The sequence below is a fragment of the Deminuibacter soli genome (assembly GCF_003412455.1).
GTDB lineage: Bacteria > Bacteroidota > Bacteroidia > Chitinophagales > Chitinophagaceae > Deminuibacter > Deminuibacter soli.
The window spans coordinates 261,834-280,195 of record NZ_QTJU01000007.1; the positions used below are offsets into that span (position 1 = coordinate 261,834).

Consider the following 18,362-nt stretch of genomic DNA (forward strand, 5'->3'; position numbering starts at 1 on the left):
TATCATCATACAAAAATCAGTTTACTTATGCCAGTACAACCAACCTATCCGGGAGTGTATATTGAAGAACTGTCCAGCGGCGTGCGTACAATCACGGGCGTGGCCACTTCTATCACCGCTTTTGTTGGCAGGGCACTCCGCGGTCCGGTGAGTGATCCTGTTACCATTACCAGCTACGGCGATTTTCAGCGCATCTTCGGCGGTATATGGACGAAGAGCACCATGAGTTATGCCGTACGGGATTTTTACCAGAACGGCGGCAGCGTGGCCATCATCGTTCGTATCGAGAAAAATGCAGTTGCTGCAACAGGTACCATCAGCGGGCTGGCCCTGGAAGCCGCGAGCAAAGGTACGTTCGGCAATAACCTGCAGGTATGGGTAGATCATCATACCAAAGATGAAGATGCCACCACGCCGGATGCCAACCTGTTTAACCTTTTCGTAAGCGAGAACGCAGAGGGTGGTACTACCGAAGCATTCCTGAACGTTTCGGTAAACACTGCAGATCCCCGTTTTGTTACCAAGGTGCTTGCACAAAGCTCTAACCTGGTACGCATACACGGCGCTGCACCCGGTACAAGACCAGACGCATCTGCAGTGAATGCAGGCGTTGTTACCAAAACAAATTTTTCAGGCGGTACAGATGGCGATGATCTCGACACCGCTGCCTACAACGATGCTGCACATGCGGCAGACAAAACAGGTTTGTTTGCTTTGAACAAAGCCGACCTGTTTAACCTGCTCTGCATTACACCTGCTGTAAAAGGTGGCGATACAGACAAAGCCATTTATGCAACAGCGTTAAGCATCTGCGTGGATAAAAGAGCCATCCTGCTGGTAGATACACCATTGGCCTGGGGTACGGCAGCACCCGCTACAGTTGCTTCCAACCTAAGCTCACTGGGACTTACCGGCCCGGCTGCGCGCAATGCCGCCATTTACTACCCGCGTGTATTACAGGCCGATCCGCAGCAGGATGGCTTGCAGGATACATTTGTTCCCTGCGGATTGGTGGCCGGCATCATTTCGCAAACAGATTCCACCCGTGGCATCTGGAAATCGCCTGCAGGCATTGATGCCGCACTGAGCGGTGTGCAGGGATTGCAGACCAACCTCAGCGATCTCGAAAACGGTTTGATTAACCCCGTTGGCATTAACTGCCTCCGCAACTTCCCGCTCAGCGGTGTAGTGGTATGGGGTGCACGTACCATGCGTGGTGCCGATAAACTGGCAGATGAATACAAATACCTTGCTGTTCGCCGCGTGGCACTGTACATTGAAGAAAGCCTGTACCGCGGTACACAATGGGTAGTGTTTGAACCCAACGACGAACCGCTGTGGGCGCAAATACGCCTGAACGTGGGTGCGTTTATGCACAACATGTTCCGCCAGGGTGCGTTCCAGGGAACCACACCCAAACAGGCCTACCTGGTTAAATGCGATAAGGAAACAACCACGCAGAACGATATTGACCAGGGCATCGTAAACATACTGGTTGGCTTTGCACCGCTGAAACCGGCGGAGTTTGTATACATCAAAATACAACAGCTGGCAGGCCAGATAGACATATAACCTCAAAGACTTCTAAAACAAAATACTATGGCACAATTCACGGTAAACCCGCAACGTTTTGACCCCTACAAAAATTTCAAATTCAGGGTTAAATGGGACGGCCGTTATGTAGCGGGTATCAGCAAGGTTGGTGGTCTTAAAAAAACAACCGAAGTAGTGAAACACCGCGAAGGCGGCGATCCCAGCAGCAGCCGCAAAAGCCCGGGCCGTACCGAGTACGAAGCCATTACGCTCGAGCGCGGTGTAACCCATGATACCGAGTTTGAACAATGGGCCAACAAAGTATGGAACTTTGGTTCAGGACTTGGCTCTGAAGTTTCGCTCAAAGATTTCCGCAAGGAAATTACCATTGAGCTGTACAACGAAGCAGGTCAGCTGGCCATTGCCTATCATGTGCACCGTTGCTGGGTTTCGGAGTACCAGTCATTACCCGATCTCGATGCTAACGCCAATGCTATCGCCATACAACATATTAAACTGGAGAACGAAGGCTGGGAACGTGACTACCAGGTTACCGAACCTGCAGAGCCTTCTTTTAACGAACCATAGCCGGTTAGCCCATGCGCACGCCAACACCGGGTGAACTACTGGCTGTATGGGAAGATACCACCTGCCGGACTTACCTCGAAAAAATACTGCAGCTGCTGTATGTAACCAGCGGCAACCCAACTGCCTGTACACCCGTGCTGTGGAGCATAGGGGAGCGGGACGCCCGTTTGCTGCAATTGCGCGAATGGCTATTTGGTTCGCAACTCATCAACCTGGTACATTGCCCGCAGTGCAACGAATTAATTGAATGGGAAACCGGCACAGATACTTTTCGCCTGCAAAACTGGCAGCAACAACCTGAAGTGCAGCTGCACAGCATTGCTACAGATGATTGTGTAGTGCATTTCAGGCTGCCCAACAGCAACGATATGCTGCAGGTGTTGTACCAGGAAGCCTACCTGGATGATGCCTCGCTTATTTTACACAACTGCATTACCGCGGCATGGCACAATGGAGAACCCTGTGTCGCAGCACAGTTGCCGCAAACAGCACTCGATGCAGTAAATGCCTATATGGAAGATGCCGACAGGCAGGCCGATATACGCATTCAGCTAACCTGCCCGGCCTGTGAACACCAGTGGCAGTCGCACTTTGACATTGTCAGTTATTTATGGATTGAAGTAGACAATGCCGTGAAACACCTGCTGCAGGAAACAGCCGTGCTGGCCATGGCATTCGGCTGGACGGAAGAAGCCATTCTCGCATTAAGTCCGCAACGCAGGCAATACTACCTGCAAATGATTAAAGCATGAGTTTTATACACCATCTTGTACAGCGCCACGCAGAAGCAGGTTTGCACATTCGTCCGCGCATAAGGGCGAAGTTTGAACCCGGAACACAGGCGGATAACAAACAGGGCCATCATTTACCATCAGGTATGATTACACCAGGTGGCTTACATGATGATGATGTTGCAGGCCGCACTGCCACTGCATTGCAGCAGGATGCGGAAAATAAAGCAACAGCTGCGCCTGCACACAACAACGTGGTTATAGCAGCGCACGCCACACCACTGGCAGGCATGCCGGTACCCGCAGTGAACGCAGCAACCGGTGAAACCAGTCAGCAGCAAAACGATGCCACCATCAACATTGCGCAGCAGGCAGCACAGGCACTGCAGGCCGGGCAACCGGTCAGGGCTGATAACGCCTTGCAGCCCGCAGCAGGCATATTACCGGCAGCTGCAATACAGCAGGCAACACATTTGCACAACAACAGCGAAAACGCAACACAGGTAAACCAGGTGCAGGTAGAAAAATCAGCATGGCCCCAAAATGGCGATGCTGCTGAAACTGGTGCACAGCAGGTGTTACAGCCCGGCAGAATCCCCCGGTCACTGAGCGCAACAGATGCGGCCTCCGCTGCATTGGGCGGATGGATGCAGCAATTTTACCAGGGCGCCCGCAACAGCTTTTTACAAACAGCCGCCACACAACAGGCAGCGCAGCCTGTGGTAAAAGTAACGATCGGCCGTATTGATGTGCGGGCTGTACCCGGTAACAAACCGGCTGCCCCTGCAGCAAAGCACCAGGCACAACCGACAGTATCCCTGTCTGATTATTTAAAACAGCGCAACAAAGCAAAATAAATGAGCACCGCTCTTGCCATTGCCGCCGTGACCCATGTGATGAAAGATTTGCTGAACAACGGCTTTGTAGATAACGACGTATCCGGCGCCATTGGCGGTAACTTCGCACTCACCGCAATTCCGCCAGACCGCATAGACACATCAGTAGCCAATGAACAAACACAGCTCAACCTGTTTATGTACCAGGCTACGGTAAACCAGGGCTGGCGCAACGAAGGGCTGCCAACGCACGACAGTGCAGGCACCAGGGTTAGTAACCCGCCACTGGCGTTAGACCTGCATTACCTCATCTCTGCCTACAGCGCTACCGAATTGCTGCCCGAAATACTCATGGGCTTTGCCATGCTGATACTGCACGATACACCTGTGTTATCGCGTGACATCATTAAACAGGCATTGCAACCCCCGCTGGATGTAAACCTGCCCATGCTGGCACTCACAGAACTGGCCGAACAAACAGAGCTCATCAAAATATCCCCGGTGGTACTAAGCACCGAGGAAATTTCAAAACTATGGCCTGCATTCCAGGCAAAGTACCGTGCCACGGCTGCCTACAAGGTTACCGTAGTACTGCTGCAAAGCCGCAAGTCAAAAAAATCAGCCCTGCCTGTTCGCTCACGTCAATTGTATGTGGTGCCGTTTCATCAGCCGGTCATTGAATCCATCGCTTCAAAGTCAGCGCCTGCCGCGCCTGTGGTCGACAACCAGCAGATACTGGCCGGTTATATACTGGTGCTGAAGGGGCATAAGCTCAGCAGCGACCAGGTTACCGTAAACATCGACGGCATTGTAGCCACACCGGCACCTGCAGATATATCCGACGAACAAATCAGCATTGCCATACCGGCAGCTGTTACCGCCGGGGTGCATACCGCACAGGTAGTACAGCCGCAATTAATGGGCGTTCCGCCCGTGGCACACAAAGGCGCTGTATCTAATGTGCAGGCTTTTGTACTAAGCCCTTCCATCGTTTCAGTAACAGCAGCCAATGTAACCGGCACAGGTACTGCGCCACGCGCGGCAGATATAGCCGTGAAAGTAAACCCGCTGGTGGCCAACACGCAGCAGGTAGAGTTGCTGCTGAACGAGTGGGTGGCCGTAACCGGCACTACACCGCTGGCCGCCTACAGCTTTACCTTGTCTGCCGCAACGCTCGCCGCAGGGCCTGCCACAACCGATACGGTAACCATTCCTGTTACAGGTGTTACCGCAGGCACTTACCTGGTACGTATACGCATTAATGGTGCAGAAAGCCCGCTGGCCGCCGATAGCGCAGGCCGATACAATGCACCCACAGTGGTTATTCCATGAGTACAGCACAACAACTTTCCTGGCCGGAAGCCAACCAGCGATACCTGATGGCTGCAGTGCAGCAAATCCGTTTGCAGCTGCAACTGTTTTATACGCCTGCCGATGATGGGGAAACCCGGCTGCAGCAGGCCAATGAAGCCGTGGCGCAGGCGCAGGCACAGCTGCCGGCACCTGCTGCGCTGGACGTATTGTGCAATAAATTCAATCTCTCTGCTTTTGAACGTTCGGTATTGCTGTTAAGCGCAGGTGCTGAACTGGATGCAGGTTTTGCACTGCTGCTGTCACAGATGGAGGGCGACAGTGCAAGAATGCTGCCTTCCTTTGGTTTGGCTTTGTCAGTGTTAGGCAATGCACACTGGAATGCGCTTACACCGCAGGCCCCGCTGCGTTACTGGCGGTTGATTGAACTGCTGCCTTCGCAATTGCTTACTACCAGCCTGCTGAAAATTGATGAGCAGGTATTACATTACCTCACCGGCATTCCGCAGCTCGATGAGCGTTTTACCGGTGTGCTCGATGGCTTGCTGATACCCGTTACCGAAGTGCCTTCGCAGGTTGCGCTGGCGCAACAGGCCCGGCAATTGTGCATGAGCCGAATGGTAGATGGCTGGCCTGTGATGGTATTGTCCGGCGCGCAAAGCGGCGATAAACCTGCCATTGCGCAGGCCATCTGTTCACTCATGCAGCTGCCTTTGTACCAGGTGGTTTTACAGGCCGTTCCAACCAATGCAAAAGACATTACCGAGTACACGCGTTTATGGAACAGGACCATTGCCCTTACCAATTGCGCATTGCTGGTTGATATGGCCACGGCCGATATGAATGATAAAGTAAAGCTGCAAACCATAAATGCATTGATCAGCCAGGTGCAGGGACTGGTTATTGTTTGCAGCAGCCAGTGGAAACCCGCAGTACGGCAGCAATGCCTGCTGTTTGAAGTGCCAAGGCCCTCATCTGCAGAACAGCTTACCTTATGGAAAGATACATTGCAGCCTTATACCGATACACTGAACGGCGAACTGGAAAAACTGGTAGGGCAGTTCAGTCTCGATGCACAGGCCATACACAGCACCGGCTCGCAGGTATTGCAGCAGATGGCCGTGTATACCGCAACTGCAACCGCGCCTGATGCCGCAGCCATCAGCAGGGTATTATGGAAATCGTGCGCCATACATACACGCGCACCCATTCACGAACTGGCGCAACGCATTGAACCCGCTGCTACCTGGGACGACCTGGTATTACCCGATATACAAAAAAGCATGCTGCGCCAGATGGGTGAACAGGTAAAACAACGCGCCAAGGTATACCAGCAATGGGGCTTTGCTGCCATGGCTTCACGCGGGTTGGGCATTACGTCCCTGTTCTCCGGCGAAAGCGGTACCGGCAAAACCATGGCGGCAGAAGTGCTGGCAGGGGAGTTGCAGCTCGATTTGTTCAGGATTGACCTTAGCCAGGTAGTAAACAAATACATTGGCGAAACAGAAAAAAACCTTGGCCGCATATTCGATGCAGCAGAAGACAGCTGTGCCATCTTATTGTTTGATGAAGCAGATGCCCTGTTTGGCAAACGCAGTGATATCAAAGACAGTCATGACCGCTACAGTAATATCGAAGTAAGTTACCTGCTGCAACGCATGGAAGCCTATCGCGGCCTGGCCATACTTACCACCAACATGCGCAGCGCGCTGGACAAAGCTTTCTTACGCCGTATCCGTTTCGTGGTGCAGTTTCCTTTTCCCGATGCAGCACAACGTGCGGAAATATGGCGGCGCATTTTCCCGGCAGGTACACCCACCAGTGATATTGATATTGCGCGTTTATCACGCCTGAACATGGCGGGTGGCAATATCCGCAACATTGCCCTCAATGCAGCATTTATGGCCGCAGGCGAAAACACTTCCATACAAATGCCGCACCTGATGCATGCTGCCAAAAACGAATACCAGAAACTGGAAAAAATATTCAGCAACAGCGAACTCAATGCGTAATCCATACCGGCAGGTAAACCTGCATATAGAAGAACTGGTGCTGCATGGTTTTGCACCACACGAAGCACCGTATATTGGTGCAGCCGTGGAAGCAGCACTGGCCGGTATGTTACAACAGCAGGGATTGCCGCCCGAACTGGCCATGCCTGCTGCCATAGAAGCCCTAAGAGCACACACTATACAAATGGCGCCGGGGCAGTCCGCCGCAGCAACAGGCACACAGGTGGCTGCTGCTGTAATGGGCGGACTGCATGGCTCGCCCAAACCACGTTAAATTGCAGTAACCTGTTATGACCACATTTCCCGGTTCTCCGCACCTCATCAAAGGTGGTATTGTACTGGTAAACCCCGATACTGCCACTGTACAGCGCATCATTACGCTGCAGTACAATCCCGACAGCCTTACCCGCTCATTCCAGGTGCAAAGCACAGGTGAAAGCAGCCACCGCACAGAGCCCATGCGTTTAACAGGCCCGCCTGTGGAAACACTGAAAGTAGAGGCAGAGATTGATGCAACAGACCAGCTCGAAACAGCAGACAGTGTTACGCTGAAAGTAGGGATACAGCCACAGCTGTCTGTACTGGAAACCATGATCTATCCCACCAGTCAGCAACTGCTGGCCAATAACAGCAGTGCTTCATCCGGTTCGCTTGAAATTATCCCGATGGAAACGCCGCTGGCATTATTCATCTGGAATAAAAACCGCATTGTACCGGTACGTGTAACCGAGTTCAGCATTACCGAAGAAGCATTTGATGTTAACCTGAACCCCATCAGGGCAAAAGTGAGCATAAGCATGCGCGTGTTAACGGTAGATGATCTCGGCTTCGATCACAAAGGCGGCAGCCTGTACATGAGCTACCAGCAAAACAAAGAACGTTTGGCAGCCATGTTCTCAGGCGGTCCATTAACTAACCTTGGTATAACTTCTATATTATGACCGCAGACCAGTTTAAAGCCATGCTGCTCGCAGGCAACCAGCCTGCAGGCAATTTCGGTGTAAACAGCCGCTATTACCGCATACCAACATCAGCCTATACCGATGCACAGGGCAATACGGTGGCCTATGTACAACGCAGGTTCATCACAGCACCTGCACCCAATCCGCAGCCACAGCTGTATGCCGTAAAACAGGGCGACCGGCTCGACAATGTGGCTGCAGGTTATACCGGCGATCCCGAACAGTTCTGGCAAATCGCCGACCTCAACACCACCATGCACCCCGAAGAACTAACAACCACCCCCGGCGCCAACATCCGCATCAGCTAGAGAAAGCTGCGAGCTACAAGCTTCGAGCTTCGAGCTGCAAGCAAAACCGGCCTTTTCATTCTCCGAAGAAGTCCTGCTGACACTATTGCCTATTCACTACTCACCACTCACTAAGATGCTTAAAGGAAAAATACAGCTCTCGCTCATGATAGGCCCCCTGGTACCATTACCGGTACCAAAGGAAATCATGGACGCACTCAACGATATCGAAGTCACTTCAGCATCCGGCGAAGAGGCGAGTGGTTTCCAGATGTCATTTACCTTCAGCAGCAAATCAGCTTTAAATACCTTACTGTTATTGATCGGGCAAACAGGGCCCTTTATCCGGGTGATTATCGCAGTAACCGTGGGCGGTACAGAGCATGTACTCATGGATGGTTTAATCGATCACCAGCAGGTAACACCCAATGTGCAAACAGGGCAGTCGGTGCTGCATGTATCAGGCAGTGATTTGTCCAGCGCCATGGATCTCATCGAATTTACCGGTCTGCCATATCCCTGTATGCCTGCCGAAGCCCGCGTGGCCCTCGCCGTAGCCAAATACGCCATGTTCGGCATGATACCCGTAGTTATTCCTTCCCTGTTTATGGATATACCTATACCTACAGACAGGATTCCCGTACACCAGGGCACAGACCTCGCGTATATAAGACAGCTCGCCGGCGATGCAGGCTACATTTTTTATGTAGAACCCGGCCCCGTAATGGGTACCAACATGGCTTACTGGGGGCCTGAAATAAAAGTAGGTGTGCCGCAGAAAGCACTCAACGTAAACATGGATTCGTTCACCAATGTGGAAGACCTCAACTTTACGTACAATGCAGCCACCAAAACAATTCCGGTGGTGTTTATCCAGAACCAGCAAACAAGGGCGCCCATCCCCATTCCCATCCCGGATATTACACCGCTGAACCCGCCGCTGGGTGCTATCCCGGGCCTGTCGGTGCAATTGAAAATGATGAAGGATACCGTAAACCTCAGCCCCATGGCAGCCATCGGCCGCGGACTGGCAGAAGCCTCCCGCTCGGCAGATGTGGTTACCGGTAACGGCTCGCTGGATGTAGTGCGTTACGGAACGGTACTCAAATCACGTGCATTGGTTGGTGTGCGCGGCGCGGGAATAGCGTATGATGGTTTATACTTCGTGAAAAAAGTAACACACAAAATAAAACGCGGGCAGTACAAGCAGGAGTTTACCCTGTCTCGCAACGGTCTTGTATCAACAGTACCGGCTGTGCCTGCCTAGCCTTGTGAACATATGGAAAAATATTACGGTAAACATCGCGGACTTGTTTTGAACAACATCGATCCCCTGCAAACAGCACGCCTGCTGGTACAGGTGCCCGATGTAACAGCACTTGGTATTTCCAGCTGGGCCATGCCCTGTTTGCCTGTTGCAGGCACACAAATGGGGGCACACATGATACCGCCCATTGGTGCAGGCGTGTGGGTTGAATTTGAAGGCGGTAATCCCGATTACCCCATCTGGTCTGGCTGTTTCTGGGGCTCTGCTGCTGAAGTGCCTGCGCTGGCACTGGCCGGCCTGCCTGCATCGCCCAGCATTGTATTGCAAACGCTCGGACAAAATACGTTAATGATCAGTGACCTGCCTGGTCCTGCCGGTGGCATCATGTTAAAAACCATGACAGGTGCTTTTATTTCCATCAGCGAAACAGGCATCATTATACAAAACGGGCAGGGGGCAAGCATTACGCTTGTTGGCCCTGCGGTAACCATCAACAACGGCGCACTCGCTGTTATATAAATTCCCTTTACTTACTATGCCGGGCTTTTTGTTACACCAGGGTGCTGTTGTGCTGTGCGCACATGGCGGAACAGCACAACCCACCGCACCCAGTCCGCGTGTTACGGTAACCGGCATGCCGGTTGCCACGCAGCCTGCGCCATATGTAATAGCCGGGTGCCCGTTCAATGTGTCGGGCGCGCCGGTGCCCTGTGTTACCGCCACCTGGGTTACGTTTGCCACACGCATTACGTCAATGGGCATGCCGCTGTTGTTACTCGATAGCCAGGCCATCTGCGTACCCAATGGCACACCGCTCATGATCACATCTACCCAAACACGGGTTACCGGTATGTAACCAGCAATACCATGAATGTAAAATTCACCTACCAGTTCAGCGGCCAGGGCCGCACGGCCTCCACCGATAATGATGGTCATATCCGTGATATGATTGAACAGCTGCTGTTTACCAATCCAGGCGAACGGCTTAACCGGCCCTCGTTTGGCGGAGCGCTGAACCAGCTGGTGTTTCAGCCCAACAGCGATGAGCTGGCTGCCACCACGCAGTTCCTGGTGCAGGGCGCGCTGCAGCAATGGCTGGGCGATTTGATTGAAGTAAACGCCGTACAGGTAACCAATGATGATGCATTGCTGAAAGTAATTGTCGCCTACACCGTACGCACCACCCAGCAGAATTTTATAGAACAATTCACCCGCTAGATACACCATGAATTACGCATGCTGTGACACCAACCGCCGTACACTGGTAAAAGAACACCCGGTACTCAATGGCATCGATTTCCTGGAAGTGCAGGATATTTCAACCGATCCCATAGAACTGCGGCAAACCACCCTGCTGGTGCATTGTTTAAAATACATTGCGCCCGGCAGTATTGGTGTTGACAATGTTATTATCACCGGCGGCGAAAGCATCCGCAACATTGAAGTGGTAAGTGTGGAAGTAGGCGCTGCCACGCCATTGCCCGTATCACCTGCATTGGCCGATGAAACCATTTTAACCGTGCATGTAAAAGCAGCAGGTGATTTTTCTACCTATACCCTGCAGCTGGTGAACGACGACGATGACCACACACCACTCAGCGGTTTTGATGTAATGATGTCGGCCGTGGATTTCTCTTTCAAGGTAACCTGCCCGGCAGATATTGACTGCGCCACCGATTGCGGCTGCAGTCACGAACCGGCAGAAGATTCGGATATCAACTACCTCGCAAAAGATTACAGCAGCTTTAAACAGCTCATGCTCGACCGCATGTCGCTGCTGATGCCGCAATGGACAGAACGCAACCCCGCCGACCTGGGTATTACCCTGGTTGAGCTGTTTGCCTATATAGGCGACTACCTCAGCTACCGGCAGGATGCCATTGCCACAGAAGCCTACCTGGATACCGCGCTGCAGCGCATTTCTGTAAAGCGACATGCCAGGCTGGTAGACTACTTTATGCACGACGGCTGCAATGCACGTGTATGGCTGCATGTGCGGCTGAACAATACGGTAAAGCATCTTACGCTGTACGAAAAAAATACGCCGTACTTAACACAGTTTTTTACTACGGTACCCAATATGCCTGCATCCATGTCAATCGGCAGCGATGTATACCGCAAGCTGCTGGAAGCAGATGCAGGCGCATTTGAAATCATTGGTGATGAAAACAGCATAATACTGTATCCCGAACACAATGAAATGCCTTTTTATACCTGGGATGCAGAAGAGTGCTGTTTGCCCAAAGGCGCTACACAGGCTACGCTGGCAGGTTATTACCCCAACCTGAAGCCGGGCATGGTACTGGTGCTGGCCGAAGTAACCGGGCCTGCAACAGGCAATGCAGCAGATGCCGATCCTACACACCGTTACCCGGTAAAGCTCACAGCAGTAAGTTACAGCTACGATTACCTGCACACCCTGCCTGTTGATTCGCCGCTGACCTCACCACCCGAATCGCCGGCAAGTGCAGTGTATTTACCGGTAACACAGATCACCTGGCACGCCGATGATGCCTTGCCTGCTGCGCTGTGTATTTCGGCACGCAACAAAAATGATTACTTCAATAATGTAAGCATAGCCTGGGGAAATATTGTACTGGCTGATTATGGGCTTACAACAGATGATACACCATTGCCTTCACTGGTGCCTGAAGCGGCACTGTCATATGCAGCAGCCTGCCACGGCCATTGCGATGATACCCTGCAGCAAACGCTGGTACAGCCCAGGTACAATCCGCATTTGCAGCAATCGCCCGTTACGCAGGCCGTGCCTTATCTCGTTAACGGCAAAGCGCCGGTATCTGCAAGCGCTGTGCGCAGTTGGGCCATGCGCGATACCATGCCTGCCGTTAAATTATATCAAACAGTAGATGGTTTGCCTACCGATGAGTGGCTGCCCGCCAAAGATTTGATTGGTGTGGAAGGCAATGCCAAAAAAATAGTGGTAGAGACCGATAATGCCGGCATTGCCTGGCTGCGGTTCGGTGACAATTTGCAGGGGTCAAGACCTGCTTCCGGAACGGTGTTTACGGCCGTTGTGCGCAAGGGGAATGGCATTGCAGGTAATGTTGGTGCAGGTACGGTAACACACATGGCCAGCAACGACCCGCTGGTAACCGGTGATGAAAATATTTTGTCTGTCAGCAACCCGCTGCCAGGCTGGGGAGGCACCGAACCGGAGGCCATGGAGCATGTGAAACGCGATGCACCCGAAGCATTCCGCACACAGGAGCGTGCTGTAACAGCGGCAGATTTTGAAGATGTGGCCAAACGCAGCAGCAACCAGGTGCAGCGGGCGGCATGCACTTTCCGGTGGACAGGCAGCTGGCGCACCGCATTTGTTACGGTTGACCGTAAGGGCAGCACTATTGTAGACGCACCATTTGAAAACCTGTTAACCACTAACATGGAAAAATATCGCATGGCCGGTCAGGACATCGAGATTGACGGGCCGGTGTATGTATCGCTCGAAATTGATATGACCGTTTGCGTCACTGCCGGTTATTTCGCTGCCGATGTGAAAGCCGATCTGGCTGCGCGTTTCAGCAGTCGCATACTTTCCAACGGCACACCCGGTTTCTTTCATCCCGATAATTTCACATTCGGTCAAACCGTTTACCTCAGCGCCCTGTACGCAGTGGCACAGGCTACAGAAGGCATTGATTCGGTACGCATCACCAAATTCCAGCGGCAGGGGCAACCGGATAATGCCGCACTGCTCAGCGGTAAACTGATACTGAACCGCCTGGAAATAGCAAGACTGGATAACGACAGGAATTTCCCTTCACACGGTGTATTAAACCTGTTGATGGTGGGAGGCAAATAAACGCATTGAAGTACCATGATGGACACACAAAATGATTGCGGCTGCTGTGATGGTGTTTCTGCTGAAACACCGCAGGCCATTACCAACCGGCCGGGCTTATCGGCCGTAGCCTACCGCACAGGTACCCGGCAAACGTTTAAAGAAAGTTTGCTGGCAAGGTTAACCTCGCTGCACCAGCCTGCGCTGAATGCATTTACCAGTCGCAGTGACGATGATTTCACCATTGCCCTGCTCGATGCATTCGCCACCATGGGCGATGTGCTCACCTTTTACCAGGAACGCATTGCCAATGAAGCCTGGCTGCGTACGGCAACAGAACGCCTGTCTGTACTGCAGCTGGCAAGGCTCATCGGGTATGAATTGAATCCCGGCGTAGCGGCTTCTGCCTATCTCGCATTTACGCTCGACAATACGCCCGGTGCCCTGGGGCAGGCGCTTTCGTTAAACCCCATCACCAGCACCAAACAATTGCTGCCGCCGGTACGCATCGATGCCGCCACCAGGGTGCAGAGCATTCCCGGCCCCGGCGAAACAGCACAAACCTTCGAAACCATTGAGCCGCTGGATGCCCATGTGGAATGGAACAGCATTCACCCGCTGCCGGCACAACCGCAGCTCATCAATGGCAGCACCAGCCTGTTTATAGTGCAGGGTACCAATACCAGTCTTAAACAGGGCAACATATTGCTGGTACGTTACCAGAACAGTTCTTACCTGAAAAAAGTACAGCAGGTGGTGGTGAACGATGATGCCAAAACCACCTGGGTATACTGCGCAGATACCGGTGTTCAGCCGCCTGCGTTTAAACGGCCTGCAGGTCTTGCCATTGGCAGCGTAACGGATATACCGGAAAAAACAACACTCAGTCAAACCGTATTGCAAACCATTGTAAGCAAACAATGGGATCAGGCAGCCTTGCTGGCGCTGGTGCAAACACAGCAATGGCCGCTCGACGAGTTTGTAGCAGGCATGGCCAAGCTGCAGGCCGCAGGGCCTGCGGGTAATGGTGTGTTGTATGTATTCCGCAAAACAGCAGCTGTGTTTGCCGCCAATGCACCGTTGCAGGTAACACCATCTGGCAACACCATTCAAATGACTGAATGGCTGAGGGCAGCAGATGAAAACAACCATACGGCATACCTCGACAATGTATACGATGAAGTGCTGGCAGGCAGTTTTATCGCGGTTCACCAGCCTGGTGATGCGGTAGAACAATCAAAAGTGGTGGCATTGAAACAGGTAGATACCATATCCCGGTATGCCTATGGCGTAGGCGCCAAAACAACGCGGCTGCAGTTCAATGCCATTACACCCAACTGGTGGCTCGATATCAAGGAAAAAATGGAAGCCGAAAAAGCCCTGGGAAAAGAGGAAGTGGTCGATTATAAATACACACATGGTGCGGCGCACGGGAAGAAAACAACCGTCAATGATGATTTTTCGCTGCTGCGCCCCATCAGCTTCCTGGTGCAGAGCGAAGTACTGCCGCTTGCACTCTCCCCGCTGAACGATGTAGTGGCCAATGCCAATACACCCGATACTGCACTTACGCTGGATGCCTTATACCTTGAATTGAAAAAAGGACAGGTGGTAATTCTTGCCGGAGAACGCAGTGACCTGAAAGGGGTAGTAGCCAGTGAGGTAATGACCATACAGGATGCCCTTACCGAAAACGGCTTAACCGTACTCACGTTTACCGCTGCGCTCGTATACAGTTATACACGCAGTACGGTAACCATCAATGCCAATGTTGCAGCAGCCACCCATGGCGAAACTGTACAGGAAACACTGGGCAGCGGTAATGCAGCTGCAAGATTTCAGCGTTTTGTGCTGCAGCAGCCCCCGCTTACCTACACCGGCAGCAGTTCGGCCACCGGCGCTGCTTCTACCTTAACCATACGTGTAAACGATTTGCTGTGGGAAGAAGTGCCGGCATTTTACGGGCATGGCCCCACGGAACATATTTACATTACCCGCCGCGACGATGCAGGCGCTACCACGGTAATTTTTGGTGATGGCATTACAGGTGCCTGTTTGCCTACCGGGCAGAATAATATCAAAGCCACCTACCGCAAGGGAATTGGCCTGGGCGGTTTGGTAAAAGCCAACCAGCTGTCGCAGCTGTTAACCCGCCCGCTGGGTGTTAAAACAGTAACCAACCCGCTTGCAGCAGCCGGTGCAGCAGATCCCGAACAACTGGAAGATGCCAGGCAGAATGCCACCTTAACCATACGTACACTGAACCGGGTAGTGTCCTTGCAGGATTACCAGGATTTTGCCCGCGCCTTTGCCGGTATTGCCAAAGCGCTCGCCACGTGGACATGGAATGGCCAGCGCCGCTGTGTGCTGCTCACCATTGCAGGCGCTGCCGGTAAGGAAGTGCCCGCCGGCTCGCAGCTGTACGATCGTTTGCGGTTAGCCATTCTTGCACAGAGCGAGCCGCATGTAACCCTGTTTATGCAATCGTTCAAACCCGTGTACTTCCGCATCACCGGAACTGTGCAGGTGAATGCAGCATACCTTCCCGATAAAGTACTCACTGCCGTACAACAGGCACTCACAGATAATTTCTCTTTTGATGCGCGCAATTTCGGCGACCCGGTTGCCTACAGTGAAGTGGTAAGTGTAATACAGCATGTAGAAGGTGTGGATGCAGTAGACATCGATGCTTTTTACCGCAGCGACAGTACACCCGATGCCAACCCGCCTGCCATTTTGTTTGCCCGTATGCCGCAGCCCGGTGACGATGGCATTTTGCCCGCAGAAATACTCATACTCGATCCCGCCCAACCGGCAGATATTAAACAGATGTAAGCATGCCATTCGATAGCAAAACCATTTACGAACTGTTGCCTTCCTGGTACCGCATGCGCGATGCCGATGCAGGCAACAGCATGGTAACACCTGAAGTGCTGCTGCGTATACAGGAACTGCAGCAACAGCTGAATGCCATACACGACCAGAATAGCCCCGAAGCGGCAGACTTGCAGGAACGCATTGATGAACAGCGGCGCGGCCCGCTGAAAGCCCTGCTGGCAATTGTAGCAGAACAGGTGGCTGTGCTGGAAGAGAACCTGGCGCAGTTATACGACGATCAATTCATAGAAACCTGTGCCGAATGGGTAGTGCCCTATATCGGCGACCTGGTAGGCACCAGCGGTATATTTACTTTTCCGGGTGCGCCTTTCAGCCAGCGCTCACAGGTGGCCGATACCATGATGTACCGCCGCCGCAAAGGCACGGCAGCAGTAATTGAACAGCTGGCAAGGGATGTAACCGGGTGGAATGCGAGCGTGGTGGAATACTTCCAGGTGCTGGCTGCCACGCAATACATGAACCACCTGCGGCCCGGCAATTTATCCGTGGCCAACCTGCGCGATGCCACGGCCATGGAGTACGTAAATACACCGTTCGACCGCATTCCGCATACAGCCGATGTGCGCAATATTGAACGCAAACGCGGCAAATACAATATCCCCAATGTAGGCATTCATTTGTGGCGCATAGGTAACTACCAGTTAACGCAGTCGCCTGCTTTTGAAGCAGGTACCGGTATGTTCACCTTTGATGCGCTGGGCCGTAATGTACGCCTGTACAACAAACCCGAAGTAGAAGCCACCATTACGCATTTGGCTGCACCCGTAAATGTATCCATGCCATTGAGCAGGTGGGCGCTCGACAATAACCTTGAAGGGTATTACGGTGATGAAGAAGACAAAAGCATTTTCATTACCATCAACAATAAAAAACTGGAGGCCGGGGTAGGACAGCAGTTGCACGATATCATCAGCATCTGCGACCTCAGCGATATCACAGACAGCTGGGGCAATGTTACCGGCTGGAACCATGTGCCTGCACAACACAAGGTATCCATCGATCCTGTACTGGGCCGCATAGCCCTGCCAAACGAATGGCTACCCGAAACCTCGCAACCCATGGATGTGCGCGTAACCTATCAGTATGGCTTCAGCGCATCGATGGGCGGCGGCGAATACCTGCATGCAGATACTACTACCTGGGAAGATCAGCCTGCCGTATTTAAAGTACCTGATGATGTGCCCACCATTCAGAAAGCACTGGATAAACTCGTGAATACAGGCGGCATTGTTGAAATAGCGCATACAGACTGTTTGCACGAAACACCCGTGATACACGTACCCGAAGGTAAAACCATCGAGATACGCTCCGGCGAAGGCGCACGCGGTGTGCTGGTGCTGCAGGACGAACTGGTGATAACTGGCGGCGTTAATTCCGTATTTGTATTAAATGGCTTACTGGTAAGCGGCGGGGCTGTACGTGTACCTGCCACAGATAAAACCGGCAGTGCCAATGGCCTGCACGAACTCGATATACAACACTGTACCCTGTTACCGGTAAGCGATACACCTTCATTGTGGATTGATTTGCCGGACACTACCCTGAAAATAGATGACAGCATTACCGGTGCCATCCGCGCATCGGAAGATGCCACGGTATACCTCAGCAACAGCATTGCCGATGCAGGCAGCGAAACCGGTGTGGCGTTTGCGGCAGCAGCGCCATTGCAGCCCGGTGCGGTATTGCATGCAGAGAACAGTACTGTTATTGGTAAGGTGTATACACGCATTATGCAACTGGCATCCAACAGCATTTTCGTGGCGGCAACATTGCCCGCAGATGGCTGGCAGGCGCCTGTTATTGCAGCGCGTTTGCAGCAGGGCTGTATCCGGTTCTCTTATATTCCACCAGGATCAAAACTCCCCAGTGCCTATCAGTGCCAGCCCGTGGCAGGCAGTGATACAGACAGCATAAAACCTTCATTTACTTCCCTGCAATACGGTGAAGCAGGCTATTGTCAGCTGGCCTTGCAATGCCCGTGTGTAATTAAAACAGGTGCATCAGATGGTGCCGAAATGGGTGCCTTTCATAACCTGTACCAGCCGCAGCGCGAAGCCAACTTACGCAAACGGCTCAACGAATACCTGCCATTTGGTTTGGAGGCGGGTATCTTTTATGGTTCTTAACAAACT

General features: G+C 52.6%; 16 protein-coding genes. All 16 read left to right on the plus strand.

Annotation, left to right across the window (positions count from 1 at the left end; all coding sequences use genetic code 11):
• Window positions 1-27: 27 nt before the first annotated feature.
• The 16 genes from DXN05_RS18250 to DXN05_RS18325 all read left to right on the plus strand — a co-directional run bounded on the left by DXN05_RS18250 (window position 28) and on the right by DXN05_RS18325 (window position 18,356).
• On the plus strand, window positions 28-1,572 hold the full coding sequence (locus DXN05_RS18250) for a phage tail sheath family protein (RefSeq protein WP_116848713.1): 1,545 nt from the start codon (window positions 28-30) through the stop codon (window positions 1,570-1,572).
• A gap of 27 nt (window positions 1,573-1,599) precedes the next feature.
• On the plus strand, window positions 1,600-2,121 hold the full coding sequence (locus tag DXN05_RS18255; protein ID WP_116848714.1) for a phage tail protein: 522 nt from the start codon (window positions 1,600-1,602) through the stop codon (window positions 2,119-2,121).
• 11 nt (window positions 2,122-2,132) lie between these two features.
• Window positions 2,133-2,873, plus strand: a complete 741-nt coding sequence (locus DXN05_RS18260) for a T4 family baseplate hub assembly chaperone (RefSeq protein WP_116848715.1) — start codon at window positions 2,133-2,135, stop codon at window positions 2,871-2,873.
• Complete coding sequence (locus DXN05_RS18265) at window positions 2,870-3,709, plus strand: hypothetical protein (RefSeq protein WP_116848716.1); 840 nt, start codon at window positions 2,870-2,872, stop codon at window positions 3,707-3,709. Before DXN05_RS18260 ends, DXN05_RS18265 begins: the two co-directional genes overlap by 4 nt.
• A complete protein-coding gene (locus DXN05_RS18270; RefSeq protein ID WP_116848717.1) occupies window positions 3,710-5,020 on the plus strand; it encodes a DUF4255 domain-containing protein in 1,311 nt (436 codons plus the stop codon).
• Window positions 5,017-7,011 carry an ATP-binding protein gene (locus DXN05_RS18275; protein ID WP_116848718.1) on the plus strand — a complete coding sequence of 665 codons (1,995 nt, stop codon included), beginning with the start codon at window positions 5,017-5,019 and terminating at the stop codon, window positions 7,009-7,011. The genes DXN05_RS18270 and DXN05_RS18275 overlap by 4 nt, the downstream gene beginning before the upstream one ends.
• A complete protein-coding gene (locus DXN05_RS18280; RefSeq protein ID WP_116848719.1) occupies window positions 7,004-7,285 on the plus strand; it encodes a hypothetical protein in 282 nt (93 codons plus the stop codon). The genes DXN05_RS18275 and DXN05_RS18280 overlap by 8 nt, the downstream gene beginning before the upstream one ends.
• 16 nt (window positions 7,286-7,301) lie before the next feature.
• Window positions 7,302-7,952, plus strand: coding sequence for a hypothetical protein (locus DXN05_RS18285; RefSeq protein ID WP_116848720.1), 651 nt, complete (start codon window positions 7,302-7,304; stop codon window positions 7,950-7,952).
• Window positions 7,949-8,281, plus strand: coding sequence for a LysM domain-containing protein (locus tag DXN05_RS18290; protein WP_116848721.1), 333 nt, complete (start codon window positions 7,949-7,951; stop codon window positions 8,279-8,281). Before DXN05_RS18285 ends, DXN05_RS18290 begins: the two co-directional genes overlap by 4 nt.
• A 115-nt stretch (window positions 8,282-8,396) precedes the next feature.
• Window positions 8,397-9,527, plus strand: a complete 1,131-nt coding sequence (locus DXN05_RS18295; RefSeq protein ID WP_116848722.1) for a hypothetical protein — start codon at window positions 8,397-8,399, stop codon at window positions 9,525-9,527.
• 12 nt (window positions 9,528-9,539) lie between these two features.
• Complete coding sequence (locus DXN05_RS18300) at window positions 9,540-10,046, plus strand: phage baseplate assembly protein V (RefSeq protein WP_116848723.1); 507 nt, start codon at window positions 9,540-9,542, stop codon at window positions 10,044-10,046.
• A gap of 16 nt (window positions 10,047-10,062) precedes the next feature.
• Entirely contained in the window at window positions 10,063-10,383 is a 321-nt protein-coding gene (locus tag DXN05_RS18305) for a hypothetical protein (protein WP_116848724.1), read from the plus strand.
• An 11-nt stretch (window positions 10,384-10,394) separates the two neighbouring features.
• Entirely contained in the window at window positions 10,395-10,745 is a 351-nt protein-coding gene (locus tag DXN05_RS18310) for a GPW/gp25 family protein (protein ID WP_116848725.1), read from the plus strand.
• A 7-nt stretch (window positions 10,746-10,752) separates the two neighbouring features.
• Window positions 10,753-13,353, plus strand: coding sequence for a putative baseplate assembly protein (locus tag DXN05_RS18315; protein ID WP_116848726.1), 2,601 nt, complete (start codon window positions 10,753-10,755; stop codon window positions 13,351-13,353).
• Between the two features lie 15 nt (window positions 13,354-13,368).
• Window positions 13,369-16,167, plus strand: a complete 2,799-nt coding sequence (locus DXN05_RS18320) for a putative baseplate assembly protein (protein ID WP_116848727.1) — start codon at window positions 13,369-13,371, stop codon at window positions 16,165-16,167.
• A 2-nt stretch (window positions 16,168-16,169) separates the two neighbouring features.
• The gene (locus DXN05_RS18325) at window positions 16,170-18,356 is read left to right on the plus strand and encodes a hypothetical protein (RefSeq protein ID WP_116848728.1); all 2,187 of its coding nucleotides are present in this window, start codon (window positions 16,170-16,172) and stop codon (window positions 18,354-18,356) included.
• The last annotated feature ends 6 nt before the right edge of the window (window positions 18,357-18,362 follow it).